27 protein-coding genes are annotated in these 23805 nt (G+C 31.4%); 22 read left to right on the forward strand and 5 right to left on the reverse strand.

From position 1 onward, the window contains the following. Window position 1 precedes the first annotated feature (1 nt). From pheT to GEMHA0001_RS07685, 14 genes are all read left to right on the forward strand, one after another. Complete coding sequence (gene pheT / locus GEMHA0001_RS07620; protein ID WP_003145463.1) at window positions 2–2395, forward strand: phenylalanine--tRNA ligase subunit beta; 2394 nt, start codon at window positions 2–4, stop codon at window positions 2393–2395. A gap of 7 nt (window positions 2396–2402) precedes the next feature. Continuing rightward, window positions 2403–3026 (forward strand): glycerol-3-phosphate 1-O-acyltransferase PlsY, encoded by a 624-nt coding sequence (gene plsY / locus GEMHA0001_RS07625; RefSeq protein ID WP_003145369.1) that lies wholly within the window; start codon window positions 2403–2405, stop codon window positions 3024–3026. Next, on the forward strand, window positions 3010–3861 hold the full coding sequence (locus tag GEMHA0001_RS07630; RefSeq protein WP_003145716.1) for a bifunctional methylenetetrahydrofolate dehydrogenase/methenyltetrahydrofolate cyclohydrolase: 852 nt from the start codon (window positions 3010–3012) through the stop codon (window positions 3859–3861). Before plsY ends, GEMHA0001_RS07630 begins: the two co-directional genes overlap by 17 nt. Window positions 3862–4042: 181 nt before the next feature. After that, window positions 4043–4216 (forward strand): preprotein translocase subunit SecE, encoded by a 174-nt coding sequence (gene secE / locus GEMHA0001_RS07635; RefSeq protein ID WP_003145602.1) that lies wholly within the window; start codon window positions 4043–4045, stop codon window positions 4214–4216. Between the two features lie 11 nt (window positions 4217–4227). Beyond that, window positions 4228–4773: a transcription termination/antitermination protein NusG gene (nusG, locus tag GEMHA0001_RS07640; protein WP_003144927.1), complete on the forward strand. Its 546-nt coding sequence runs from the start codon at window positions 4228–4230 to the stop codon at window positions 4771–4773. A 37-nt stretch (window positions 4774–4810) separates the two neighbouring features. Continuing rightward, a complete protein-coding gene (locus GEMHA0001_RS07645; RefSeq protein WP_003145279.1) occupies window positions 4811–5668 on the forward strand; it encodes a DegV family protein in 858 nt (285 codons plus the stop codon). A 25-nt stretch (window positions 5669–5693) separates the two neighbouring features. After that, entirely contained in the window at window positions 5694–6077 is a 384-nt protein-coding gene (gene gloA / locus GEMHA0001_RS07650; protein WP_003144934.1) for a lactoylglutathione lyase, read from the forward strand. 134 nt (window positions 6078–6211) lie between these two features. Then, entirely contained in the window at window positions 6212–6676 is a 465-nt protein-coding gene (gene rimP / locus GEMHA0001_RS07655; protein ID WP_003145277.1) for a ribosome maturation factor RimP, read from the forward strand. Window positions 6677–6696: 20 nt separating this feature from the next. After that, window positions 6697–7728, forward strand: coding sequence for a transcription termination factor NusA (gene nusA, locus GEMHA0001_RS07660; protein WP_003145171.1), 1032 nt, complete (start codon window positions 6697–6699; stop codon window positions 7726–7728). Window positions 7729–7741: 13 nt separating this feature from the next. Then, on the forward strand, window positions 7742–8029 hold the full coding sequence (gene rnpM / locus GEMHA0001_RS07665) for an RNase P modulator RnpM (RefSeq protein WP_003145486.1): 288 nt from the start codon (window positions 7742–7744) through the stop codon (window positions 8027–8029). Then, window positions 8029–8340 carry a L7Ae/L30e/S12e/Gadd45 family ribosomal protein gene (locus tag GEMHA0001_RS07670; protein ID WP_003145420.1) on the forward strand — a complete coding sequence of 104 codons (312 nt, stop codon included), beginning with the start codon at window positions 8029–8031 and terminating at the stop codon, window positions 8338–8340. The genes rnpM and GEMHA0001_RS07670 overlap by 1 nt, the downstream gene beginning before the upstream one ends. After that, entirely contained in the window at window positions 8340–10394 is a 2055-nt protein-coding gene (gene infB, locus GEMHA0001_RS07675; RefSeq protein ID WP_003145728.1) for a translation initiation factor IF-2, read from the forward strand. Before GEMHA0001_RS07670 ends, infB begins: the two co-directional genes overlap by 1 nt. A gap of 12 nt (window positions 10395–10406) precedes the next feature. Next, the gene (gene rbfA / locus GEMHA0001_RS07680; RefSeq protein ID WP_003144962.1) at window positions 10407–10766 is read left to right on the forward strand and encodes a 30S ribosome-binding factor RbfA; all 360 of its coding nucleotides are present in this window, start codon (window positions 10407–10409) and stop codon (window positions 10764–10766) included. A gap of 248 nt (window positions 10767–11014) precedes the next feature. After that, window positions 11015–12613 (forward strand): ABC-F family ATP-binding cassette domain-containing protein, encoded by a 1599-nt coding sequence (locus tag GEMHA0001_RS07685; RefSeq protein ID WP_003144861.1) that lies wholly within the window; start codon window positions 11015–11017, stop codon window positions 12611–12613. 49 nt (window positions 12614–12662) lie between these two features. On the opposite strand, the gene GEMHA0001_RS07690 is transcribed toward GEMHA0001_RS07685, so the two are convergent. After that, window positions 12663–13130, reverse strand: coding sequence for a GAF domain-containing protein (locus GEMHA0001_RS07690; protein WP_003144960.1), 468 nt, complete (start codon window positions 13128–13130; stop codon window positions 12663–12665). 336 nt (window positions 13131–13466) lie between these two features. On the opposite strand from GEMHA0001_RS07690, the gene GEMHA0001_RS07695 reads away from it, so the two are divergent. Then, window positions 13467–15161, forward strand: a complete 1695-nt coding sequence (locus GEMHA0001_RS07695; RefSeq protein WP_003145160.1) for a septation ring formation regulator EzrA — start codon at window positions 13467–13469, stop codon at window positions 15159–15161. Between the two features lie 167 nt (window positions 15162–15328). Here GEMHA0001_RS07695 and GEMHA0001_RS07700 read toward each other — a convergent pair whose 3' ends face one another. The 3 genes from GEMHA0001_RS07700 to GEMHA0001_RS07710 all read right to left on the reverse strand — a co-directional run bounded on the left by GEMHA0001_RS07700 (window position 15329) and on the right by GEMHA0001_RS07710 (window position 17987). Then, window positions 15329–16123 (reverse strand): metal ABC transporter permease, encoded by a 795-nt coding sequence (locus GEMHA0001_RS07700; protein ID WP_003145469.1) that lies wholly within the window; start codon window positions 16121–16123, stop codon window positions 15329–15331. Next, window positions 16116–16826: a metal ABC transporter ATP-binding protein gene (locus GEMHA0001_RS07705; protein ID WP_003144925.1), complete on the reverse strand. Its 711-nt coding sequence runs from the start codon at window positions 16824–16826 to the stop codon at window positions 16116–16118. The genes GEMHA0001_RS07700 and GEMHA0001_RS07705 overlap by 8 nt, the downstream gene beginning before the upstream one ends. A gap of 126 nt (window positions 16827–16952) precedes the next feature. Next, window positions 16953–17987, reverse strand: coding sequence for a metal ABC transporter solute-binding protein, Zn/Mn family (locus GEMHA0001_RS07710; protein ID WP_003145302.1), 1035 nt, complete (start codon window positions 17985–17987; stop codon window positions 16953–16955). 364 nt (window positions 17988–18351) lie between these two features. Here GEMHA0001_RS07710 and rpsB point away from each other — a divergent pair, with 364 nt between their 5' ends. The 7 genes from rpsB to tnpA all read left to right on the forward strand — a co-directional run bounded on the left by rpsB (window position 18352) and on the right by tnpA (window position 22572). Beyond that, a complete protein-coding gene (gene rpsB / locus GEMHA0001_RS07715; protein WP_003144977.1) occupies window positions 18352–19086 on the forward strand; it encodes a 30S ribosomal protein S2 in 735 nt (244 codons plus the stop codon). A gap of 57 nt (window positions 19087–19143) precedes the next feature. Next, the gene (gene tsf, locus GEMHA0001_RS07720) at window positions 19144–20031 is read left to right on the forward strand and encodes a translation elongation factor Ts (RefSeq protein ID WP_003144954.1); all 888 of its coding nucleotides are present in this window, start codon (window positions 19144–19146) and stop codon (window positions 20029–20031) included. Between the two features lie 119 nt (window positions 20032–20150). Further along, window positions 20151–20864 (forward strand): UMP kinase, encoded by a 714-nt coding sequence (gene pyrH / locus GEMHA0001_RS07725; RefSeq protein ID WP_003145677.1) that lies wholly within the window; start codon window positions 20151–20153, stop codon window positions 20862–20864. A 24-nt stretch (window positions 20865–20888) separates the two neighbouring features. Continuing rightward, a complete protein-coding gene (gene frr / locus GEMHA0001_RS07730) occupies window positions 20889–21446 on the forward strand; it encodes a ribosome recycling factor (RefSeq protein ID WP_003145637.1) in 558 nt (185 codons plus the stop codon). 4 nt (window positions 21447–21450) lie between these two features. Further along, a complete protein-coding gene (locus GEMHA0001_RS07735) occupies window positions 21451–21660 on the forward strand; it encodes a DUF896 domain-containing protein (protein WP_003145137.1) in 210 nt (69 codons plus the stop codon). Between the two features lie 2 nt (window positions 21661–21662). Further along, a complete protein-coding gene (locus GEMHA0001_RS07740) occupies window positions 21663–21908 on the forward strand; it encodes a YneF family protein (RefSeq protein ID WP_003145224.1) in 246 nt (81 codons plus the stop codon). A gap of 199 nt (window positions 21909–22107) precedes the next feature. Next, window positions 22108–22572 (forward strand): IS200/IS605 family transposase, encoded by a 465-nt coding sequence (gene tnpA / locus GEMHA0001_RS07745; RefSeq protein ID WP_003145084.1) that lies wholly within the window; start codon window positions 22108–22110, stop codon window positions 22570–22572. Window positions 22573–22729: 157 nt separating this feature from the next. Here the strand turns inward: tnpA and GEMHA0001_RS07750 are convergent, their stop codons facing one another. Next, on the reverse strand, window positions 22730–23515 hold the full coding sequence (locus GEMHA0001_RS07750; RefSeq protein ID WP_233445902.1) for an RluA family pseudouridine synthase: 786 nt from the start codon (window positions 23513–23515) through the stop codon (window positions 22730–22732). Window positions 23516–23805: the final 290 nt, after the last annotated feature.

Here is a 23805-nt window from a genome sequence, read left to right on the forward strand (position 1 = left end):
AATGTTAGTAAGTTATAATTGGTTAAAACAATATACGAATGTTGAAGATAATGCAAATGCATTAGCTGAAAAAATCACACGTGGTGGTATTGAAGTTGAAGGTGTTGAATATTTAGCAGAAGAAATATCTAACGTTGTAGTTGGATATGTAGTATCTAAAGAAAAACACCCTGATGCTGAAAAATTAAATGTATGTCAAGTAAACGTTGGTGAAGAAGAAAATCTACAAATTGTTTGTGGTGCACCAAATGTTGATGCTGGACAATATGTAATTGTTGCTAAAGTAGGAGCAAAATTACCAGGAATTAAAATTAAAAAAGCTAAACTTCGTGGTGTAGAATCACAAGGTATGATTTGTTCATTAGCTGAATTAGGATTAAGTAAGAGTGTAGTGTCTAAAAATTATCAAGAAGGTATCTACGTATTTGAGACTGAGCAAGAGTTAGGTTCTGATGTTGTTGAAGTACTTGGTTTAAATGATTATATCTTAGATTTATCAATTACACCTAACAGAGCGGATGCATTAAGTATGCGTGGTCTTACTTATGAATTAGGAGCTTTATACAATAACAAAGTTAACTTTAATGATGTAGAAAAAGAAGAAAAATACGAAGCTACTTCATTACAAGTTGCTATCGAAAGTGATTCTTGTAGAAACTATGTAGGTCAAATAGTGAAAAATGTTGAAGTGAAATCTTCGCCACTATGGTTACAAACAAGACTTATGAATTCTGGAATTCGTCCGATTAACAACATTGTAGATATTACAAACTACGTACTGTTAGAATTTGGTCAACCAATGCATGCATTCGATAAAGATTTAGTTGGAGATAAAATCGTAGTTCGTGATGCTAAAGAAGGTGAAGTTCTAGAAACTCTTGATGGAGAAGAGAGAAAATTACAAACAACTGATTTAGTAATTACTGATGGAACGCGCGCTATTGCTCTTGGAGGAGTAATGGGTGGTAAAAACACAGAAGTAAGTGAAGAAACTAAAAATATTATTTTAGAATCTGCATATTTTAATCCGACATCAGTTCGTCGTACTTCAGCTGCTCATGGGTTAAGAAGTGATTCTTCTGCAAGATTTGAAAAAGGTATTGATCCTAATATGCAAAAAGCAGCCCTTGCTCGTGCAGTAGAATTAATCTTAGAATTATGTCCAAATGCCGTAGTTGAAAGTTCAGTTGGAGTAGTTAATAAAGAAGAAGAGAAAGTTGTAGAAATTACTACTTCATATATTAACAACTACCTTGGAATTACATTATCTACTGAAGAGATTGTAGCTATTTTAGAAGGATTAAGTTTTTCAGTAGAAGTAACAGGAGAAAACTTAGTAGTTAAAGTACCTACTAGAAGACCTGATATCTCAATTAAACAAGACTTAGTTGAAGAAGTTATTAGAATTTATGGATATGATAATCTAGCTTCAACATTACCAAAATTCTCTAAAACTACTAAAGGTGGTTTAACTTATTCACAAAGAATGGTACGTGATCTGCGCGCAGTATACGCTAGCTTAGGATTTAACGATACTATTAACTATTCATTAGTATCTGAAGAAGAAGCTACGGAGTATACTTTAGAAGATCACCACAAAGTTAGATTATTAATGCCTATGACTGAAACTCACTCGACATTACGTCAAAGTTTAGTTCCAGGATTATTAAACACTGTTCAATATAACGTAGCTAGAAAACAAAAAGATCTAAAACTTCTTGAAATTGGACGTGTATTCTTCGGTAGTGGAGATGATAATATCCAACCTAAAGAAACACTATACTTAAGTGCTGCGCTAACTGGAGAAGAAAGAGCGACTAAATGGCTTAAAGAAAGTAGCTCATTAGACTTCTTCGTGGCTAAAGGATACTTAGAAGTTGTTTTTAATTGTTTAGGCTTAGATGAAAAAGTTACATATAAAAAATCTAAACTTGAAGGTATGCACCCAGGACGTTTCGCTGAGGTATATTTAGGTGAAAAACGTATTGGATTTATTGGAGAAGTTCACCCTCAAGTTGCAGATAAACTTGGATTAAATACTACATATGTATTTGAAATTAATTTAGATGAAGTTATTTCAGAAAGTAAAGTTAAACCTAAGTATGAAGAGGTAACTAAATATCCTGAAATTACAAGAGACATCGCTATGTTAGTTGATGTTAAAGATGAATATCAAAATATCTATAATGTAATTGAATCAGTAAATAGTAAATTAATTACTAAAGTTGAATTATTCGACTTATATGTAGGCGCTGAGTTATTAGTTGGTAAGAAATCACTAGCTTTAACTATTACATATAGTGATAAACAAAAAACTTTAACAGATGAAGAAGTAACAGCGGTACATGATAAAGTACTTTCTGCGCTTACAGAGTACGGAGCTATAATTAGGTAGGTAGTCTATGATTACACAAATAATATTATTTTGCGTTTTAGCATATGTAATTGGTTCGATACCTTTTGCATTAATAGTAGGGAAAGTATTTTACAATACAGATATTAGAACACTTGGAAGTGGAAATTTAGGTACAACAAATACTTTTAGATGTCTTGGAAAAAAGGCAGGAGTTACAGTATTTATATGTGATGTATCAAAAGGGATAATCGCTACATTTCTTCCAACATTGATGCTAGGAAGAGTAGACTTTTTATCAATATTTGGAGCATTTGCAATGATAGGTCATGTTTTTCCTATCTTCGCAAACTTCAAAGGCGGAAAAGCCGTAGCTACGGGTTCAGGAGTATTTATCTTCTTATATCCTATGTTAAGCTTGTTACTTTTAGCTATATTCTTCTCAACACTATTTTTAACAGGATATGTTTCATTAGGTAGCATACTTATTAGTTTAACTGCTATTGGGTACCTTAGCCTGTTTGAAACTGGATTTGATAAGTGGATTATGATAGTGATGTGTATTTTTGTTATTTATATGCACAAAAAGAATATACTGAGATTAATAAGTGGGACAGAAAATCAATCGAAATTAAAAATTGGAAAGGGAAAAAAGAATGACGAAAATCATTAGTGGAACACAACTTGCGAAAGAGTTAAGAGAAGAAATTAAAAATGAAGCAGCTGCTTTAAGAGAAAAAGGTGTTGAACCTACACTTGCAGTTGTTTTAGTAGGAGATAATAAAGCATCAAGAAGTTATGTTAATTCTAAACATAAAGCGTGTATAGAAAATAATATAAATTCTATAAAAATTGAGTTACCAGAAGAAATCTCTACTGATGATTTATTAAATGAAATCGAAAAATTAAATAGTGATTATAAGGTTCACGGAATTTTAGTACAATTACCATTGCCAAAACACATAGATGCAGAAAAAGTTCTGAATGCTGTAACTCCATCAAAAGATGTAGATGGATTCCATCCTATAAATGTTGGAAAGTTAGTGATTGGAGAAGCTAAACTTATTCCTTGTACACCATTAGGGATTTTAGAAATGATAAAATCAACTGGTGAGGAAATTTCCGGGAAACTTGCTCTAGTAATTGGAAGAAGTAATATTGTAGGTAAACCTATTTCGACTTTATTACTTCAAAATAATGCAACTGTAATTACTGCTCATTCTAGAACTAAAGATTTAGAAGAGCTAATAGAGCAAGCTGATATTATTGTAAGCTGTGTAGGAGTTGCACATTTCCTAAGTGGAAAAGAAAAAGTAAAACCAACTTGTACGATTATTGATGTAGGTAATAACTACAAAGATGGTAAGTTAGTTGGAGATGTAAATCTTGATGAGTTTATGGAGAAAGTTGCTTATATTTCTCCTGTACCTGGAGGAGTAGGGCCTTTAACAATCACAATGTTAATGAGAAATACATTAACGGCTACTTATGATTTACTAGAAAAATAATTTAAAGAAAATCTAGATATTATTTGAGCCTTTATTTAATTGAAATGTTTTTGATTTAATGATACAATAATATATTGTACAAGAATGCAATATATTTAAAGATATAGACTTATAAATTATACTATGTTATAATTTATAAAATGTAGAGAGTAAAGAAATTTATGTGGAGGATTGTTAATAAATGATTAGATTCTTGAAAAATGTAGCCACAGAAATGCGTAAAGTAAGTTGGCCAACTTTTAGTGAACTTGTTAGAAAAACACTAATTGTTATAGTTGTAGTTGGAATATTAATGTTATTTAGCTACGTAGTAGATTTAGGAATAACTGCTGGAATTAGACACTTCAGTAGATAAGAGAGGTTATTATGAGCGATACAGTAAGTAAAGAGTGGTATGTAATACATACGTATTCTGGATATGAAAACAAAGTAAAAGATAATATTGAAAAAAGAGTTGAGTCTCTTGGTATGGAAGACAAAATTTTCAGAATCGTTGTTCCAGAAGAAAAAGAGACAATCTTAACTCCAACAGGAAAGAAAAAAGAAGTTAATAGAAAAACATTCCCTGGATATGTACTTGTTGAGTTAGTAATGACAGATGATTCATGGTTTGTAGTTAGAAATACACCTGGTGTAACTGGATTTGTAGGATCACACGGTGGTGGTTCTAAACCTAGTCCATTATTACCAGAAGAAATTAACTTTATTTTACAACAAATGGGTCTATCAAATGTTGTAGATATTGATATTGAAGTTGGAGATTATGTTCGTGTTATCTCTGGTCCATTCGTTGATATGGAAGGAAAAGTTGTAAACTTAGACTTACATAACTACAAAGCCGATGTTATGATTGAGCTTATGGGTAGAGAAACCAAAGTAGAACTTGAACTTTATAATATCGAAAAATTCTAAGAAAGGAAAAGCTATCTTAATGATAGTCGGATAGAATGTGGAAAAGATTGCAATAATTATGGATTCAACTGCATATTTATCAGATGATTTAAAGAAAGAATTAGATATTCGTACTGTTTATTTAAATCTAATTATTGATAATAATTCATATAAAGAAGTTATCGATATGCCACTTGATAAATATCATGAATACTTAAGAAATCCAAACAATTCCTTCCCTACGACTTCTCAACCTGCTATAGGTGAGGTTGTATCTTGCTTAGAAAAACTAAAAGAAGAAGGGTATACTGATGTAATCGCTATTGCTCTTTCAAGTGGAATTAGTGGTACGTATACATCATATTCTGTAGCTGGTCTTATGGTTGATGGATTAAATGTTCATCCGTTCGACTCAGAAGTCTCTTGTAGACCTGAAGGATATTATGCGATTAAGGCAGCAAAACTAATTAAGGAAGGTAAAACTTCTAGTGAAATAATTTCAGCTTTAAATGAGATGAAAAAAGTTTCTGATGCATACTTTATGGCTGATGATTTATCACACCTACAACGTAGTGGGCGTTTAAGTGGAGCACAAGCAGTAGTAGGAAGCTTACTTCAAGTTAAGCCGCTACTACATTTTGATGATAAGGTGATAGTACCTTTCCAAAAAATTCGTACATATAAAAAAGTTGTATCAAGAATGTATGAATTGTTTGATGAATATTATAAACAACATGAAGGAGAGCACATCACTGTGTGTGTTCTGCATGTTGATGCATTAGACAAGGCTGAAGAAATTAAAAAATATGTTGAGGAAAATTATTCTAATGTAACTGTAGATGTTGACGGAATAAGTCCAGTTATCTCTACACACCTTGGATTAGGTGCAGTTGCAATTGGATGGACAATTTTATAATAAATAAATTTTAAGAGGTGGAAATATGGTACAAACAATGGCACATACTTGCTACCGTGTAGCAGATTTAAAAGAATCAGTTAAATTTTATACTGAAGCATTCGACTTTGTAGTAAGTCGTGAAAGAGATTTTCCTGAGTACAAGTTTACATTAGTATACTTAACTTTACCAGGTTCAAACTATGAGTTAGAATTAACTTATAACTACGATCACGGTGCATATGAACTTGGAGATGGATATGGACACATAGCTATTTCTGTAGAAGATTTAGAAGCACTACATGAAAAACACAAAGCGGCAGGGTATGATGTAACAGACCTTAAAGGTTTACCAGGATTCCCGCCAGGTTACTACTTCATTAAAGATCCAGATGGTTACAAAATTGAAGTAATTCGTACTAAAATATAGTTATCATTTGATTTATTTATAATCATATGATATAATGTACATACATTGAAATAAATTACCGAAAGGGTGGTGAATTTTGAAAGGTTCTCCGCTCTTTTATATTGCAATAAAAACTTAAGAAAGAGGTGTACTGTATGAGTATTGTAGAAAAAGTTAAAGCAATAGCAACAAAACAAGCAGAAAATACGGAATTTTCTCTTTATGATGTAGAATACGTAAAAGAAGGAACTGAGTATTTCTTACGTATTTACTTCGATAAAGATGGTGGACTTACACTTGATGATTGTGTATTATTAAGTGAAAAACTAGCAGAAGAACTTGACAAAGAAGATTTCATTAGTGATAAATACTATTTAGAGGTTTCTTCTCCAGGAATCGAAAGAGACTTAAGAGACTTAGAAGAAGTAACTAATTCTGTTGGGAAACATGTTTATATTAAAACATATGAAAAAATTGATAATCAAAAAGAATTTTATGGTGATATCCTAGCTGTTGAAGGTGAAGAAATTACCGTAGAATACAAAGATAAAGCGAGAGTTAAAAAATCAACAATTAACTATAGTAAAATCGCTAAAATTAGATTAGCTGTTAAATTTTAATTATTAAAGGAGAAAGAAAGATGAGCAAGGATTTGCTTAAAGCTATAAAATTAATTGAACAAGAAAAAGGAATTGCAGAAGATATTCTAGTAGAAGCTATTGAATTAGCTTTACTATCAGCTTACAAAAAGAATTTTAATGTTGCAAAAAATGTAAGAGTAGATTTTAATAGAACAACTGGTGATTACAAATTTATTATTAGAAAAGATGTTGTTGAAGAAGTTTACGACGATAGAATTGAATTTGCTCTTGAAGATGCATTAAAAATTAATCCAGCATATGAAGTTGGAGACATTTATGAAGTAGTTGATTTACCAAGTGACTTTGGACGTGTTGGAGCGCAAGCTGCTAAGCAAGCTTTATTACAAAGACTTCGTGAAGCTGAAAAAGAAATCCTTTATAAAGAATATATCGAACATGAAGGTGAAATTCTTTCAGGTACAATAGATAGAATTGATTCTAGATATGTTTATGTTAAATTAGGTAAGATCGAAGCGATTTTAGGTGAGAATGAAAGAGTTAAAGGTGAAACTTATGTACCACAAACTCCAATTAAAGTTTACATCGCGAAAGTTGATAATCCAACTCGTGGAAGTAAACCACACGTATTAGCTTCAAGATCACACCCTGAATTTATCAGAAGATTATTCGAAATTGAAGTACCAGAAATATACAGTGGTACTGTAGAAATTAAGAGTGTATCACGTGAAGCAGGTGAAAGAACTAAATTAGCTGTATATGCTGAAGATAAAAACATTGATCCTGTAGGTGCTTGTGTTGGTAACAAAGGTGAACGTGTTAACCGTATCGTTGAAGAACTAAATGGTGAAAAAATTGATATCATTACTTGGGATGCTGATCCAGTTAAATTTATTACAAATGCATTAGCCCCTGCTAAAGTAGAAGAAATCAACATAGATGAAGAAGAGAAAATTGCTAATGTTAAAGTTAAAGATGACCAACTTTCTTTAGCAATTGGTAAAAAAGGGCAAAACGTTCGTCTAGCTGCTAAATTAACAGGTTGGAAAATCGACATAAAAGCTGCAGAATAGTGAGGTGTTGTTTGTGAAAAAAAGAAAAATACCAACAAGAAAATGTATATTAACAAACGAAATGTTCGCTAAAAAAGATTTATTAAGAATCGTTAAGAACAAAGAAGGAGAAATTTCTGTAGATCCTACTGGGAAAAAAGCAGGACGTGGAGCTTATGTAGTAGCTGATTTAGAAGTTATTAAAGCTGCACAAGAAAAGAAACAATTAGAGAAGTTTTTCTCTGCATCACCAGAAGTTATGGAGCCTATCTATAATGAGGTAATTAGATTAATCTATAGAAAGTCAATTCCACAAAAATAATGATAAAAGCATATAATTTATTAGGTTTAATGCAAAGAGCAGGTAAACTTATTACAGGTGAAGATTTAATCACAAAAAATTTAAAAAATAATAAAATCAAATTGTTAGTTATTGCAGAAGATTGCGGTATCAATACGAAAAAAAAATTAACAGACAAGGCTAATTTTTATAATGTAAAATGTATCGAATTTTCTACGATTGAAAATATAAGTATCGCGATTGGAAGAGATAATCGTGTTGCTGTAGGAATAACTGATGATGGATTTATAAAAAAATTCAAACAATTATTAGAAGAAGGAGGAAAACAGTAATGAAAAAAGTCAGAATTTATGAGTACGCTAAAGAAGTAGGAAAACAATCAAAAGACCTTATTACAGTTTTAAAAGATGCTAATATTGAAGTATCTAATCACATGTCAATGTTAACAGAAGAGGGGTTAGCTAAGCTAGATAGTGTTTTCAAAAAGCAAGAAAAAGCGGTACAAAACGATCAATCTTCAAATAGTGAAGGTAAGAAAAATAAAAAGAAAAAAATTAAAAAAGATAAAAACAGAAAAACTCAAAAACAACAACCAGCAATTATTGAAGCTCCATCAGAAGAAACAATTTCAGAAGATACTATTTTAGTTAAAGATGGAATGACTGTTGGAGAGTTATCTGAAGTTTTAAGTGTAGGTTCAACTGAACTTATTAAAAAATTATTTATGGAACTTAAAATTATGGCGAATATTAACCAGTCTCTTACTTTAGAGCAAATCGAGTTAATCGCTATGGATTACGGTAAAGAAATCCAAGAAGAAGTTGAAATCAATAAAGAAGACTTAGATCTTTACTTCGAAGTTGAAGATGCTGAAAAAGATCTTAAAGAGCGTGCGCCAATCGTAACTATCATGGGACACGTTGACCACGGTAAAACTACATTACTAGATACAATCAGAAATTCAAGAGTAACTGCTGGAGAAGCAGGTGGAATTACACAACACATTGGTGCTTACCAAGTTCGTGCTAAAGATAAAAAGATTACATTCTTAGATACACCAGGGCACGCAGCCTTCACTACAATGCGTGCACGTGGAGCTAAAATTACTGACGTAACTATCTTAGTAGTTGCAGCAGATGATGGAGTAATGCCTCAAACAATCGAAGCTATTAACCACGCTAAAGCGGCTGAAGTACCAATTATCGTTGCGGTTAACAAAATGGATAAACCACAAGCTAACCCTGACAGAGTTATGAATGAGTTAGTAGAATACGGACTAATCTCAGAAGAGTGGGGGGGAGATACAATCTTTGTACCAATCTCAGCTCTTAAAGGTGAAGGTATTGATGAGTTATTAGAAAATATCTTGTTAGTAACTGAAATGCAAGAATTAAAAGCTAATCCAAATCGTCTTGCTTTAGGTACAGTTATCGAGGCCAAACTTGATAAAGGTCGTGGAGCAGTGGCAACACTATTAGTACAAAATGGTAGCTTAAATGTTGGAGATCCACTTGTAGTAGGTAATACATTTGGTCGTGTTCGTGCTATGATTAACGATCGTAGTAAAAATATTCAAACTGCTAAACCATCTACACCAGTTGAGATTACAGGTTTGCAAGATGTTCCTAACGCTGGAGATCGTTTCGTAGTATTCGGTGATGAAAAAACAGCTCGTCAAATCGGGGAAAAACGTCAACAACAATATATTGAAACTACTCGTCAAGCAAATTCAGCTGTATCATTAGATACATTATTCGAACAAATGAAACAAGGTGAGATGAAAGACCTTAATATTATTATTAAAGCAGACGTTCAAGGTTCTGTTGAAGCTTTAGCAATGTCATTAGCTAAAATCGATGTTGAAGGTGTTAATGTACGTATTATCCATACTGGTGTAGGTGCGATTAACGAATCTGATATTACATTAGCAGTAGCATCTAATGCTGTAGTTATTGGATTTAACGTACGTCCTGATAATAATGCAAAACAAATGGCTCAAACTGAGCAAGTAGATATTCGTCTACACAGCATTATTTATAAAGTTATTGAAGAAATTGAAGCTGCGATGACAGGATTATTAGATCCAGAATTCGTTGAAAAAGTTATAGGTCTTGCAGAAGTACGTCAAGTGTATAAAGTATCTAAAATTGGTACAATTGCTGGTGCTTATGTAACTGAAGGTAAAGTATCACGTGACGGTAAAGTACGTGTAATTCGTGATAGTGTAGTAATTTACGAAGGTGAAATTGATACATTAAGAAGATTTAAAGATGATGTTAAAGAAGTACAAAGCGGTTATGAATGTGGTATGACTGTTGAAAACTTCAATGATATTAAAGAAGGAGATGTCTTCGAAGTATACATCATGGAAGAAGTAAAAAAATAGGAGGCAAACTTTATGTCAGAACTTAGAGTTAACAGACTTGCAGAACAAATTAAAAAAGAAATTACATATGTATTAGCTACCAAAGTTAAGAATCATGATTTAGGATTTGTTACTGTAACAGAAGTTGCTTTGACAGGAGATTATTCTCAAGCAAAAGTTTTCTACACTGTTTTAGGTGGAGAACGTGAAAAAGAAAAAACAAAAGAAGCGTTTAAGAAAATTAAAGGTTTCGTAAAAAGTGAAGTTGCTAAGAAAATTAAAATTAGAAAATTTCCAGAACTTATTTTCCAATATGACACTACAGCTGAATATGCCTTACACATTGAAAGCCTAATAGCTAGTGTTAGTAAAAAGGAAAATAACGAAGAATAATTAGAATAAAAGAGCGACTTAATTACGGTGATGTCTTAATGTCCTCTGATTAAGTCGCCTCAATATGGTTATTTGCATTTTAAAATGAATTTGATGTGTTGATTCGATAAAATTGTTTTTTTTTCGAAATCACCATATTGAATTATCCCTAATCATTAACTATATTATCTGATTGTTTAAGTTTAAAGCTTTTAAGTATAAAGTAATATACAGAGTTTTATAGAATTAAAGAATTAAAGGAGAAAACAATGTTACAAGTAACAAATTTAGGTTTACGTTTTGCAGATAGAAAGTTATTTGAAGATGTAAATATAAAATTTACAAATGGTAACTGCTACGGTTTAATCGGGGCTAATGGAGCAGGTAAAACAACATTCTTAAAATTATTATCTGGTGAATTAGATTCACAACAAGGGCACGTTTCTTTAGGTAAAGGTGAGCGTCTTGCTGTACTTCGTCAGAACCACTTCGCATATGAAGAAAACAGAGTTATCGATGTTGTAATGATGGGTCACGAACGTCTTTGGGATGTTATGAACCGTAAAAATGAAATTTATATGAAAGATCCATTTACTGAAGAAGATGGAATCATTGCTGCTGAACTTGAAGGTGAGTTTGCGGAGATGGATGGTTGGACTGCAGAAAGTGATGCAGCACAACTTCTTGAGGGTCTAGGTATTCCTGTAGAATTTCATGAAATGCTTATGGGAGAACTTGATAATGCTATTAAGGTTAAAGTTCTTTTAGCTCAAGCATTATTTGGTAACCCAGATGTACTTCTTCTGGATGAGCCTACCAACGGTCTTGATATTAGTGCGATCAAGTGGTTAGAAGAATTCTTAATTAACTTTGAGAACACAGTTATCGTAGTCAGCCATGACCGTCACTTCTTAAATAACATTTGTACTCACATTTGTGACTTAGACTTTGGAAAAATCCAACTTTACGTTGGTAACTATGACTTCTGGTATCAATCTAGTCAACTTGCTAGAAGAATGGCAGAAGACAACAACAAGAAAAAAGAAGAAAAAATTAAAGAATTACAAGAGTTTATCGCGCGTTTCTCAGCGAATGCGTCTAAATCTAAACAAGCAACAAGTAGAAAGAAAATGCTTGATAAAATTACTCTTGACGATATTAAACCAAGTAGCCGTCGTTATCCATACGTTCGTTTCACGCCAGATCGTGAAATTGGAAATGACTTACTTATCGTTGAAGGTGTAAGCAAAACTGTAGAAGGAAAAGAAGTATTAAGTAATGTTAGCTTCACTGTGAACCCTAATGATAAAGTTATTTTATTAGGGGATGAAGTAGCTAAAACTACATTATTAAAAATTCTTGCTGGTGAAATGGAACCAGATAGTGGTACAGTTAAATGGGGTATTACAACTTCTAGAAGTTATATGCCAAAAGATAACTCTGAATACTTTGAAGGATTAAAACTTTCATTAGTTGAATGGCTTCGTCAATATGCTTCTCCTGAAGAGGAAAGTGAAGCTTACTTACGTTCATTCTTAGGAAGAATGTTATTCTCTGGTGAAGAAGCGCTTAAACGTGCCCACGTATTATCAGGGGGAGAAAAAATGCGTTGTATGTTATCTAAGATGATGTTATCTAAAGCTAACGTTATTCTTTTAGATGAGCCTACAAACCACCTTGACTTAGAATCTATTACAGCGGTCAATGAAGGTATTATTGCTTTCAAAGGTTCTGTATTCTTCACATCTCATGACTATGAATTTATTCAAACAATAGCAAATAGAGTAGTTGAATTAACACCAGAAGGTGCAATCAACAAAGAGATGGATTACGAAAACTACCTTAGATTCAAAGGTATCATAGATTAATAAAAAGAAGGAGATATACTTTTTGGTATATCTCCTTTTAGTATTGTTATTAAAAAATTACTTTCTCAAAAACTTGTTTAGTTACTTCGCTGAAAGCTTCTACTTCTTCTTTGGAAAATCTATCGAATTCTATTGAATCTATATCTAGTAATGCTACTACTTTGTCGTTTTGGATAATAGGAACTACTAATTCACTATTAGTGGCACTATCACATGCAATGTGTCCTGGAAACTTATGTACATCTTCAACATAAATAGTTTCCCTGGTTGTATAGCAATGTCCACATACACCTTTATTAAATGGTATGCGAGTACAAGCTACTTTTCCTTGGAATGGGCCTAAAACTAAGTTGTTGTTTTTTTCATCTAATAAATAGAAACCAACCCAGTTTGTATTTGGTAAGTATTCTTTGTATAAGGCTGATAGGTTTGATAAATTAGTAACTAAATTTTCTTCTCCTGATACTAAAGCAGTCGCTTGACTTATAAATAATTCTTTATTTTCTACTATGTTCATTAAAATACCTCTTTTTTTAAAAGACTTTACTATATTTTCGCATAATAGTAACAAAAAATAAAGTGATAAGAGTTATAGATATAAAAGAATATATTTTAGAAAATTTAGGACTTTTAGATCAACTTCTTTTATTATTTATAATTATTTGGATATTGACTTTGAAAACTTATAATAAATAAAAAATATTTAACTATTTGCTAGATAAAAAAAATTTGAAAAAAAATTAAAAAAGTGATTGAAACACTTTGTTTTTTGTGATAAAAATGGTATAATTTTGTTAGGTTATTGTATAAATAAACGTAAAAAATTAAATATAAAATTTCAGGGGGAAGATATATGACATATATATTTTTATTTGTGTGTATCCTTGTTCTTGGAGGAGTAGTTGCACTATTCGTCTTTAGAAATAGGAAAAAACAAGATTTATACCCTCTTTTAGTTATGAAAGATGAGCTAGAGAGAGAAACACTATCTGATGATTTGAAAAAAGTAAAAGCGCTGGAAATTGCTGGTAAAGCTGAAAAACTTTATGCTCAATGGGAAAGCGAATGGTACGAAATTCAAAGTATCGATATTGAAGAACTTGACAGAGATCTTTATAGTGCAGAAACTTATATTGATAAATTTAATTTCAAACGTGCTGATGAAGTAATTATGAACAGTGGTGAATTAATAGCAAATATTAAAGATAGAATCGCTGGAATAAGAAGAGAAATTAAAGAATTAACAGAAGTTGAACCTAGAAATAGAGAACTATATGAAGAAATCGTAGTTGAGTATAAAGAGCTTAATAGAGAACTATTAGCTAAGCGTCATCAATATGGAGCAGCCGCAGAACAATTTGAACAAAATATCAAAGAAATAGCTCCACAACTTGATGATTTCAAACTTCTAACATCTACTGGTAAGTACATCGAAGCACAAGACAAAATTAATACTGTTAAGGGATTAATTGATAATCTTAAAGAAAGAATGGAAGTACTGCCTGATCTGTTAAAAGAAATTGAAAAAACTTGTCCAGCTCAAATTCAGTCATTAAGACTTAAAGTTGAGGAAATGGAGAAAAAAGGATTTAAACTTACTCACTTAGAAATTTCAAGTAAAATTGAAAGTATTGTTTGGCAATTAAGCGATGCTCGTGAAAAAGTTAAATCTGGAGATATTGATCTAATTGAAAACATCCTTGATGGTATTTATGATGTTATCGATGAAGTTTCTAATGATCTTAAGAAAGAACTTGATTATAAAAAATACATTGAAGAAAACTATAGAGAGATTACTAATAAACTTGAATTACAAGATAAATTAAACGAAGCTCTATATAATAATATTCAAGAAATCAAAAATAGATACCAAATTTATCAAAAAGATGAAGAAATGGTTGCTAACTACTATGATGAGTTAAGTGATTTACTTGATGTTAAACATGATATTGATGTTTATATTAATAATCAACCAAAACTAAACTACAAAGACTTAAAAGAAAAAGTAGAATTATTAGGTCAAGGATTAGAAAAAATCGAAGAAGACCAAACAAATTATTCTAGATACTTAACAAGTCTTCGTGAAGAAGAAGGTCACGCTCGTGAAAAACTTATCTTCATTAATCAAGAAAAAGAAGTTATTAAACGTAAATTAGATAACTCACGTGTTCCAGGATTCAGTGATAGATTTATCGTATTATATAAAGATGTAACTGATAGTTATAGATATGCGCTTGAGGAACTTAAAAAAGAACCTATCAATATCGATTTACTAAAACGTGCAGTTGCTGAAGCTGAAGAATCACTTGATATTTATGCATCTGAAGTAAATAACATTCTTACTGATATTGAATTAATTGAAAAACTTATTCGTTATGCGAACAGATACAGAAAAGATAATGTTGAATTCCACCAACAATTAACAGTTGCTGAACAATATTATAGAGAGTATCGTTATAACAAAACTTTAGAAATTATTAGAAATTCACTAGATAAAGTTGAACCAGGTGCATACGAAAGAATTAGAAATTCAGTAAAACCTAGATAATAAAGAAGCCCTAGTTTTAGAAATAAAACTAGGGTGTTTTTTTAGTTATAAAATTTTTTTTGGGGGAATAAAAAACAGGCTGTTAACTCATGCATTTTCTGCATTTGTCAACAGCCTGCACTGTTACTATAAAATGTTATAGTAACAGTAGTTGATTTTATATTTTATTATTTTCTCTTTAGATTATAGTAACCTAGACTAGAAAAGTAGAATAGTGCTTCAATAGTTGCTATAAAGAAAGTAGTAGGTAGGGAAGTATAATATGAAAGAGTGATTCCTGCCCATGTACCAATAAGTGCAAACGATATTGATATAGCTATCATTAGTCCCACTTTATTAGTAAGATATCTTGCTGCACTAGCTGGAACTGTTAGAAGGACGAACATTAATAATGCACCAACTACTGGAACTGTAATACTAGTTGCCACTGATAGTAAAACTAGGAAAAAGATAGAAATAAATTTTCCATTTAATCCTAATGCACGAGCACCAATCGCATCGAAAGAATCGAATTTGATTTTTCTATAAAAAATTGAAAGTAATAGAATAACTGCTACTGCTAATGTGAAAATTAATTTAACATCGTCTCGAGTTATTGAAACTACACTACCGAATAGTATGTTGTTAACATAACTTGTACTTTTAGGTGTTAGTGATAAGAATAATAATCCTAAACCTAAGAATATTCCTAACATTACGCTTACTGTAGCTTCACGTCTAAATGCTTTTACACTTAGATGACCTACTAGATAAGACATAGTAATAGTGAATATTAATAGTCCGTAAATTGGGTTAATACCTAAGAAAACAGCGAAGGCTGCACCAGCGAACCCAACATGTGAAAGTGTGTGTGAGATAAATGACATATTTCTAGCCATTACAAACACACCTATATAGCCTGCCATTATAGCTACAATAGTTCCAGCTATAAAGGCATTCTGCATAAAATCATAATTAAGCATAATTGTTATCTCCTACATAATGTTTGCATAGCTTTAGATTATTTTTTTCTATATTGTAATCTTCTATACTAATAAATTTGAAACAACCTTCCTCGAGATAAAGTATTTTATCAACGTATTTTTCATCGATAAGTGATAGTTCATGTGTTATACAAAGAGTTATGATATTTTCTTTCTTTGTAATTTCTTTAACCAGAGTCATACATTCAATTTCACTAGTCTTATCTAGATTTGATGTAAACTCATCAAGAAGTAGTAGGTTTGGTTTATTTACTAGTGCTTGTGCTAAAAATACACGTTGTTTTTCACCACCTGAGAGAGTACCTATAGATTTATTTTGAAGTTTTAGTGAATTTGTTAATTCTAGTGCTTCTTTAATACTTGATTTTTCTTTTTTACTAAGCCATGGTAAAAGTCCTTTTTGAATAGGAAGTGATACAAAGTCAGCAGCAGATAAGGGAAGTTCTTCATCTATCTGTCTGAACTGAGGTACATATCCAAGAGTTGGATTTTCTCCAACAAGTGTTATCTGGCTAGTTTTATTTAATTTTTCTAGAATATTGTTTAATAATGTTGTTTTACCAACACCATTTTTTCCAACAACAGCAACAACATCTCCTGAAGTAACAGAAAACGTAATATTATCTAATATTGTTTTATCTCCTATTGAATAAGTGAGATTTTTTATTTTAAGTTCAGCCATAAAATCTCCTAAGTAAATTTAAAATTTTTATTTTTAATATAAAAAAGAAGAGATACGATTTAGAATCTCTTCTTTATATTATACTACATATTTATAATATGTGAAGACTATTTTTTAATCTTCGTATTAATGTTTATGTTCTTTTTCGTGATCGTGATCATGATCTTTGTCATCATGAGAATGACTGTGAGAGTGCCCTTCGTGTTCGTGATCATGTGAATGACCTTCAGAAGCGCCTTCTACGTGATAAGCTTTTTCACCAGAACCACCATTTAGAATTTCTTCTAATTTATTATATTGATCTAACATCCATTCGATGTAAGTTTTTCCTTCTGGTTGTGTTTCTGTTACATTAAGAACAGGTACTTTGTTTTGTTCAGCTAGAGTAATTAAACCTTCGATAGTTTTGTTAGTTGTTTGAACGTTGTTGATGATTAATGAAATCTGTTTAGATTTGATTTGCTCTTGAATAGCTTTTAAATCTTGTGGTGCAGGATCATTTCCTTCTTCAGTTGCTTGAGCTAGTTTTTTAACTTGATCTGTTGTTTTTAGTCCAAGAGATTCAACTGCATATTCGAAAACAGGTTCTGTTGTAAGTACTGATTTACCATTTGCTTTATCTTTTAGTGAATTAATTTTATCAGTAATTTTTGAAAGTTCTTTTTTGTAGTTATCTCTATTTTTTTCATAGAAAACTTTATTGACAGAATCTTTTTCAGATAAGACTTTAGTAAGTTCGTCTGCAACTTTACTCATTACTTCTGGGTTGTACCAAATGTGTTCGTTATCTCCATCTTTAAGTCCTAGTAGTTTAGCGCCGTCAATTTTTTTGATATCTTTACTATTAGCAGTAAGTTTTTCGAACCAAGAATCGTATCCACCACCGTTAAGAATTGCGATGTTAGAATCAGCAACAGTTTTAGCATCTTGAGCAGTTGGTTCAAAATCATGTGGATCTACTGAAGTAGAAGTTATAATAGAAGAAACGTCTGCTTTATCTCCTGCTATACTCTTAGCAACTTCTGCATAAAAGTTTACAGAAGTAACGATTTTTGTTTTACTTCCAGAGTTTGAAGCTCCAGAATTAGTTTTGCTTGAACATCCGACTAAAAGTAGGGCGAATGCAGCAACAATTGAAATTATTTTTAAAAATTTATTCATTTGTAATACTCCTCCGTTATTCGTAATAATTACGTTCTAATAAATTATAATACTACTTTATAAAAAAATCAAGTTCTTAAACGAAATAATTTTGATTAATGTAAAAAATTTACATTTGTTTTCATAATACATAAAAATAAAAAGTAATAAAAAATAAATAAAATAGTTATTAATATAGAAGATAATTATTGCTGTAAAATTTATTAAAATACTTGATTTTTAGTTGGTAATGCTATATAATTAATAAAGTTGAGTAAAAATCAACAAAAATATAACACACGACATTTGAGTAGCTGCTCGGTGCATTTATGTTTGCAGTAAGCTTAGAGAATGTCGGAGGAAAAAACCAAGGAGGAAAATAACTATGGCAGTTATTTCAATGAAACAATTATTAGAAGCTGGTGTACACTTCGGTCACCAAACAAGAAGATGGAACCCTAAAATGGATAAATACATCTTCACAGAAAGAAACGGTATCTACATTATCGACTTACAAAAAACAGTTAAGAAAGTTGATGAAGCATACGAATTCGTAAAATCAGTTGCTGATCAAGGCGGAAAAATGTTATTCGTAGGTACTAAAAAACAAGCACAAGATGCAATTAAAGAAGAAGCTGAAAGAAGTGGTCAATACTACATCAATCACCGTTGGTTAGGTGGAACTTTAACTAACTACAAAACTATTAAAGGGCGTATTGACAGAATCACTGAAATCGAAAAAATGGAAGCTGATGGAGTATTCGAAGTACTACCTAAAAAAGAAGTTATCGAATTAAGAAAAGAATACGATAAATTAGTTAAATTCTTAGGTGGAATTCGTGAAATGAAAGGTATGCCAGATGCAATCTTCGTAGTAGATCCTAAGAAAGAGCACAACGCAATTGCTGAAGCTAAAAAATTAGGAATCCCTGTAGTAGGTATCGTAGATACAAACTGTGATCCAGATGATGTTGATTACGTAATCCCTGCAAACGATGATGCTATCCGTGCAGTTAAATTATTAACAGCTAAAATGGCAGACGCTTTTGTAGCTTACAATGAAGGTAACATCGAAGAAACTGAAGAAGTTTCTGAAGAAGTAGAAGCAACTGAAGAATAATTTTAGATTATAAAACAAATAAAAAAATTAATAATAAAATAACGGAGGCAAATCAAAATGGCACAAATTACAGCTAGTTTGGTAAAAGAATTAAGAGAACGTACTGGTGCTGGTATGATGGACTGTAAAAAAGCACTAACTCAAACTGATGGAGATATCGATGCAGCAATCGACTACCTAAGAGAAAATGGTATCGCTAAAGCAGCTAAAAAAGCTGACAGAATCGCTGCAGAAGGTCTTTCTTACATCGAGGTTAAAGGTAACAAAGCTGTTATCTTAGAAATCAACTCAGAAACTGACTTCGTTGCTAAAAACGAAAAATTCGTTGCTTTAGTAAAAAATGTTGCAGAAGCTATCTTAGCAGCTGAACCAGCAACTTTAGAAGAAGCTCTTCAAGTAGAAGCTCAAGGTGGAACTGTTGAAGCAGTAATTAACGAAGGTATTGCTACAATTGGTGAAAAACTTTCACTAAGAAGATTTGAAGTTGTAACTAAATCTGACGCTGATGCATTCGGTGCATACTCTCACATGGGAGGAAGAATTGGTGTTCTTACTCTTGTTGAAGGAAGCACTGACGAAGAAGCAGCTAAAGATGTTGCAATGCACATCGCTGCTTTAGCTCCTAAATACTTAGACGAAAGCGAAGTACCAGCTGATGTACTTGAGCACGAGAAAAAAGTATTAACTGAGCAAGCATTAAACGAAGGAAAACCTGCTAACATCGTTGAAAAAATGATCGTTGGTAGAATTAACAAATTCTTAGAAGAAATCACAGTTGTTAATCAAAAATTCGTTAAAGACGATAGTTTCACTGTTGAAAAATTCTTAGCATCAAAAGGTGGAAAACTTGCTAAATTCGTACGTTACGAAGTTGGTGAAGGTATCGAGAAAAAAGAAGATAACTTTGCTGAAGAAGTAATGAGCCAAGTTAACGCTAGCAAATAATAATTCTCTATTTAATATATTTTATTAAAAGAGGTTAAGCACACACTTCTTGTGTGTGCTTTTTTAAAAAATTAGTATAGTAGAAACAATAATGTCTGTAATTTATTAGGAGGATAGAAATGGCTACTAAATATAAAAGAGTTTTATATAAGTTAAGTGGTGAAGCACTAGCAGGTGGAAAAGGATTCGGTATTGATTCTGAAGTTGTTACAAAAATAACTTCTCAAATCGTAGAGGTAGTAAAACAAGGGGTAGAAGTTGCTATCGTTGTTGGTGGAGGAAATATCTGGCGTGGAAAAACTGGTGAAGAACTAGGAATGGAACGTGCTACGGCTGACTCAATGGGTATGTTAGCTACAGTTATGAACTCATTAGCATTACAAGATGCTTTAGAACAAAAAGGTGTGGATACACGTGTATTAACATCAGTTGAAATGAAAGAAATGGCTGAGCCATACATTAGAAGACGTGCAATAAGACACTTAGAAAAAGGTCGTGTTGCTATATTTGCAGCTGGAATTGGAAATCCATATTTCTCAACAGATACAACAGCAGCATTACGTGCTAAAGAAATCGGTGCTGAAGCTATCTTAATGGGAAAAAATGGTGTTGATGGAGTTTACTCTGCTGATCCAAAACTTGACAGTACAGCAACTAAATATGATAAGTTATCATACATGGATATTATGAACAAAGGGTTAACAATAATGGATTCTACAGCAATTACATTCTGTATGGATAATCACCTGCCAATTATTGTCTTTTCAATAGATGATGCAGAAAATATTGTTAAAGTTGTTTCTGATTCTAATCTAGGAACAACAATTGAATAAAATTTATATTAGGAGTTTACAATTATGCCTGAACAAATAATGAATAATTTAAACGAAAGAATGGAAAAAGCGATTGCTAGTTTACGTCGTGAATTAGCATCTATTAGAGCTGGTAAGGCTAGTGCAGCTGTTTTAGATAGATTAACAGTTGATTACTATGGTGTACCAACTCCGATTAATCAAGTTGCAGGGGTTTCTGTACCAGAACCTAAAATGCTTGTAATTTCTCCATACGAAAAAACTTTATTAGGAGATATTGAAAAAGCTATTCAAGCATCAGATTTAGGATTAAATCCAGCTAATGATGGAACAGTGATTCGTATCGTATTCCCAGCTTTAACTGAGGAACGTCGTAAAGAACTTGCTAAATTAGTAGGTAAAGAATCTGAAGGTGCTAAAGTTGCTGTACGTAATGTTCGTCGTGATGCAATGGATGCTATGAAAAAATTAGAAAAATCTTCTCAAATTACTGAAGACGATTTAAAAGGATATTCTGATGATATTCAAAAAGTAACTGATAAATTTGTTGCTGAAATCGACAAAGTTACTAAAGAAAAACAAGAAGAGTTAATGAGTGTATAATAATATGGAAATGAATGAAGTTATTGCTAAAATTAATTCACTTAATGCTACAAAAAGAGAGCGTGAATTAACTACTGAGGAATCAGAAGAATTAGCTAAATATAGACAATTATATTTACAAAATTTTAAAGCTAATATGAGAAACATATTAGATAATACTAAAGTAATTAATGAAAATGGAGAAGATATAACTCCTAAGAAGAAAGGAAATTAACAATGAGTGAAACTGCAGTTACAATTTTAGTTGGAGCAATTTGTTTACTTATCGGTGTTGTTGGAGGTTTCTATCTAGCAAGACGTAATTTCATGAACTACATGGAAAAAAATCCTCAAATTAACGAAGATATGGTTATGAGTATGATGAGTCAAATGGGACAAAAGCCATCTCGTAAAAAAATCAATCAAGTTATGAGCAACATGCAAAAAGCGCAAAAACAAGCTCAAAAACAAATGAAAAAATAATAATAAGAAACAGATGTGTAATAATTTTGCACATCTGTTTTTTTTAAAGGCTTTAGCCAGTTGAGGAGGCAAAGTCTCCGAAACAAAAAACCACCCGCTATGCGGGTGCGAGATAAGAGTTAAACAATTGAAAAATCATCCTTTCTTGATAAAATAAGAGTAGTTCAAGCTCTAAAATAAAGAAAGGATGATTTTAATTATGGCAAATAAACATAATAGTTTATCGCATACAAAGTGGTTATGTAAATACCATATTGTATTTACACCTAAGTATAGACGAAAAATAGAATTTAATCAATACAAACGAGATATAGTAGATATAATAAAAAGGTTATGTAAGTATAAAGGAGTAGAAATAATAGAAGGACATATAATGCCAGATCATATACATTTGCTATTATCAATACCACCAAAATATAGTGTATCAAGTTTTATGGGATATCTGAAAGGGAAAAGTTCATTAATGATATTTGATATGCATTCAAACTTGAAATACAGATACGGAAATAGAAAGTTTTGGGCAGAAGGATACTATGTAAGTACTGTAGGATTGAATGAAAGTACAATAAGAAAATATATCAGAGAACAAGAATCGCATGACATTGCGATAGACAAACTGACAACAAAAGAATATACAAATCCATTTGGAAATAAGAAAAAATAGATAAACCCGTTTAACGGGTATCGGGCGTTAAAATACAATAGGGCTTGAACGAATGTGAAAGCCAGCGCCTTGAGGTGCGTGTTAGTAACAAAGGGTTATACCCGAAGAGAAAACCACCCCTTTTCAGGGGTGGTCATTATTTATTGTATAAAATTTATTATATAAAATCTTTTTCAATTGACGATTTAATTTCTAAAGTATTTCCTGTAACAGGGTGTTGGAAATTTACTTTAAGTGCTCCTAAATACATTTTATCGTATTTATAGCCATCTTTTGAATATAATTTATCCCCAATTATTGAGACTCCTATAGAAGCTAAATGTACTCTTATTTGATGGGTTCTACCTGTTTCAAGTGAGATAAGAACTGAAAATCTATTTTGATCTAACTTACTGCACTCAAGTATATTAGTAATAGCATTCTTCCCGTTTCTTGTCACTGCCATTTTGTTTTTTTCTTTACTATCTCTTCCTATATTAGTATTAATAGTTTGTGGTTTAATATTGTTTTTTATTAATGCTGTATAGTAACGTTTAATTGCTCTTTGTTCAAGCATTTGATCTAGCTTAGCTTTGATTAAAGGAGTTTTTGCTAGAATCACTAGACCGCAAGTATCTATATCAAGTCTGTGAATAGGTTCAAGATAGCTATAGTCCGCTATTAAATAGTTAACTAGCGTATCATTTTCAGTTTCTATGTCATTAGGATGAGTTTTTATACCGAATGGTTTTGATACGACAAGAATATAATCATCCTCGTATTCTTTTTTTATTCTAGCGGCTGTATTTGATAAGTACTTAGATGTTGCTAGAACTATATTTAATTCTAGTGAATCATTTGTAGATAAACTTGATGTTAAATCTGCTTCTTTCCCATTAATTTTAATTGTTTGTTTATCATGATGACTTTGCATTCTAATAGTATGTATATTTTTTTTTGACACTTTTAAAAATTGACTTAAATAAACCTCAACTGATTGAAAGGGTTGTAGTATTTTAAATTTCATTATGGTACCTTGATTTCTTTCTTATATTAATATTACCATTATATACTAAAACATTAAGATAATAAAGAATATTAGGCTTTATTTAAAAAAATTATAATTATTAAAAAGTTGAAAAATAATGTAATTTTAACTTGATTTTAACTTAAAAATATAGTATCATATAATTTGTGATTTAACAAGACTAAACATATAGTTTACTAATGTTAAACTTAAATGACGATAAGTTT

It is taken from the genome of Gemella haemolysans ATCC 10379, from assembly GCF_000173915.1.
Lineage (GTDB): Bacteria > Bacillota > Bacilli > Staphylococcales > Gemellaceae > Gemella > Gemella haemolysans.

Bases quoted from the DNA above. Each gene is read 5' to 3' on its own strand.
- plsY (WP_003145369.1), top strand. From the start codon at position 2,403: ATGATTACACAAATAATATTATTTTGCGTTTTAGCATATGTAATTGGT.
- secE (WP_003145602.1), top strand. From the start codon at position 4,043: ATGATTAGATTCTTGAAAAATGTAGCCACAGAAATGCGTAAAGTAAGT.
- GEMHA0001_RS07705 (WP_003144925.1), bottom strand. From the start codon at position 16,826: ATGGCTGAACTTAAAATAAAAAATCTCACTTATTCAATAGGAGATAAA.
- GEMHA0001_RS07670 (WP_003145420.1), top strand. From the start codon at position 8,029: ATGATAAAAGCATATAATTTATTAGGTTTAATGCAAAGAGCAGGTAAA.
- rpsB (WP_003144977.1), top strand. From the start codon at position 18,352: ATGGCAGTTATTTCAATGAAACAATTATTAGAAGCTGGTGTACACTTC.
- tnpA (WP_003145084.1), top strand. From the start codon at position 22,108: ATGGCAAATAAACATAATAGTTTATCGCATACAAAGTGGTTATGTAAA.
- GEMHA0001_RS07735 (WP_003145137.1), top strand. From the start codon at position 21,451: ATGGAAATGAATGAAGTTATTGCTAAAATTAATTCACTTAATGCTACA.
- GEMHA0001_RS07690 (WP_003144960.1), bottom strand. From the start codon at position 13,130: ATGAACATAGTAGAAAATAAAGAATTATTTATAAGTCAAGCGACTGCT.
- frr (WP_003145637.1), top strand. From the start codon at position 20,889: ATGCCTGAACAAATAATGAATAATTTAAACGAAAGAATGGAAAAAGCG.
- pheT (WP_003145463.1), top strand. From the start codon at position 2: ATGTTAGTAAGTTATAATTGGTTAAAACAATATACGAATGTTGAAGAT.
- GEMHA0001_RS07740 (WP_003145224.1), top strand. From the start codon at position 21,663: ATGAGTGAAACTGCAGTTACAATTTTAGTTGGAGCAATTTGTTTACTT.
- gloA (WP_003144934.1), top strand. From the start codon at position 5,694: ATGGTACAAACAATGGCACATACTTGCTACCGTGTAGCAGATTTAAAA.
- GEMHA0001_RS07710 (WP_003145302.1), bottom strand. From the start codon at position 17,987: ATGAATAAATTTTTAAAAATAATTTCAATTGTTGCTGCATTCGCCCTA.
- nusG (WP_003144927.1), top strand. From the start codon at position 4,228: ATGAGCGATACAGTAAGTAAAGAGTGGTATGTAATACATACGTATTCT.
- GEMHA0001_RS07695 (WP_003145160.1), top strand. From the start codon at position 13,467: ATGACATATATATTTTTATTTGTGTGTATCCTTGTTCTTGGAGGAGTA.
- rimP (WP_003145277.1), top strand. From the start codon at position 6,212: ATGAGTATTGTAGAAAAAGTTAAAGCAATAGCAACAAAACAAGCAGAA.
- nusA (WP_003145171.1), top strand. From the start codon at position 6,697: ATGAGCAAGGATTTGCTTAAAGCTATAAAATTAATTGAACAAGAAAAA.
- infB (WP_003145728.1), top strand. From the start codon at position 8,340: ATGAAAAAAGTCAGAATTTATGAGTACGCTAAAGAAGTAGGAAAACAA.
- tsf (WP_003144954.1), top strand. From the start codon at position 19,144: ATGGCACAAATTACAGCTAGTTTGGTAAAAGAATTAAGAGAACGTACT.
- GEMHA0001_RS07700 (WP_003145469.1), bottom strand. From the start codon at position 16,123: ATGCTTAATTATGATTTTATGCAGAATGCCTTTATAGCTGGAACTATT.
- pyrH (WP_003145677.1), top strand. From the start codon at position 20,151: ATGGCTACTAAATATAAAAGAGTTTTATATAAGTTAAGTGGTGAAGCA.
- GEMHA0001_RS07630 (WP_003145716.1), top strand. From the start codon at position 3,010: ATGACGAAAATCATTAGTGGAACACAACTTGCGAAAGAGTTAAGAGAA.
- rbfA (WP_003144962.1), top strand. From the start codon at position 10,407: ATGTCAGAACTTAGAGTTAACAGACTTGCAGAACAAATTAAAAAAGAA.
- GEMHA0001_RS07685 (WP_003144861.1), top strand. From the start codon at position 11,015: ATGTTACAAGTAACAAATTTAGGTTTACGTTTTGCAGATAGAAAGTTA.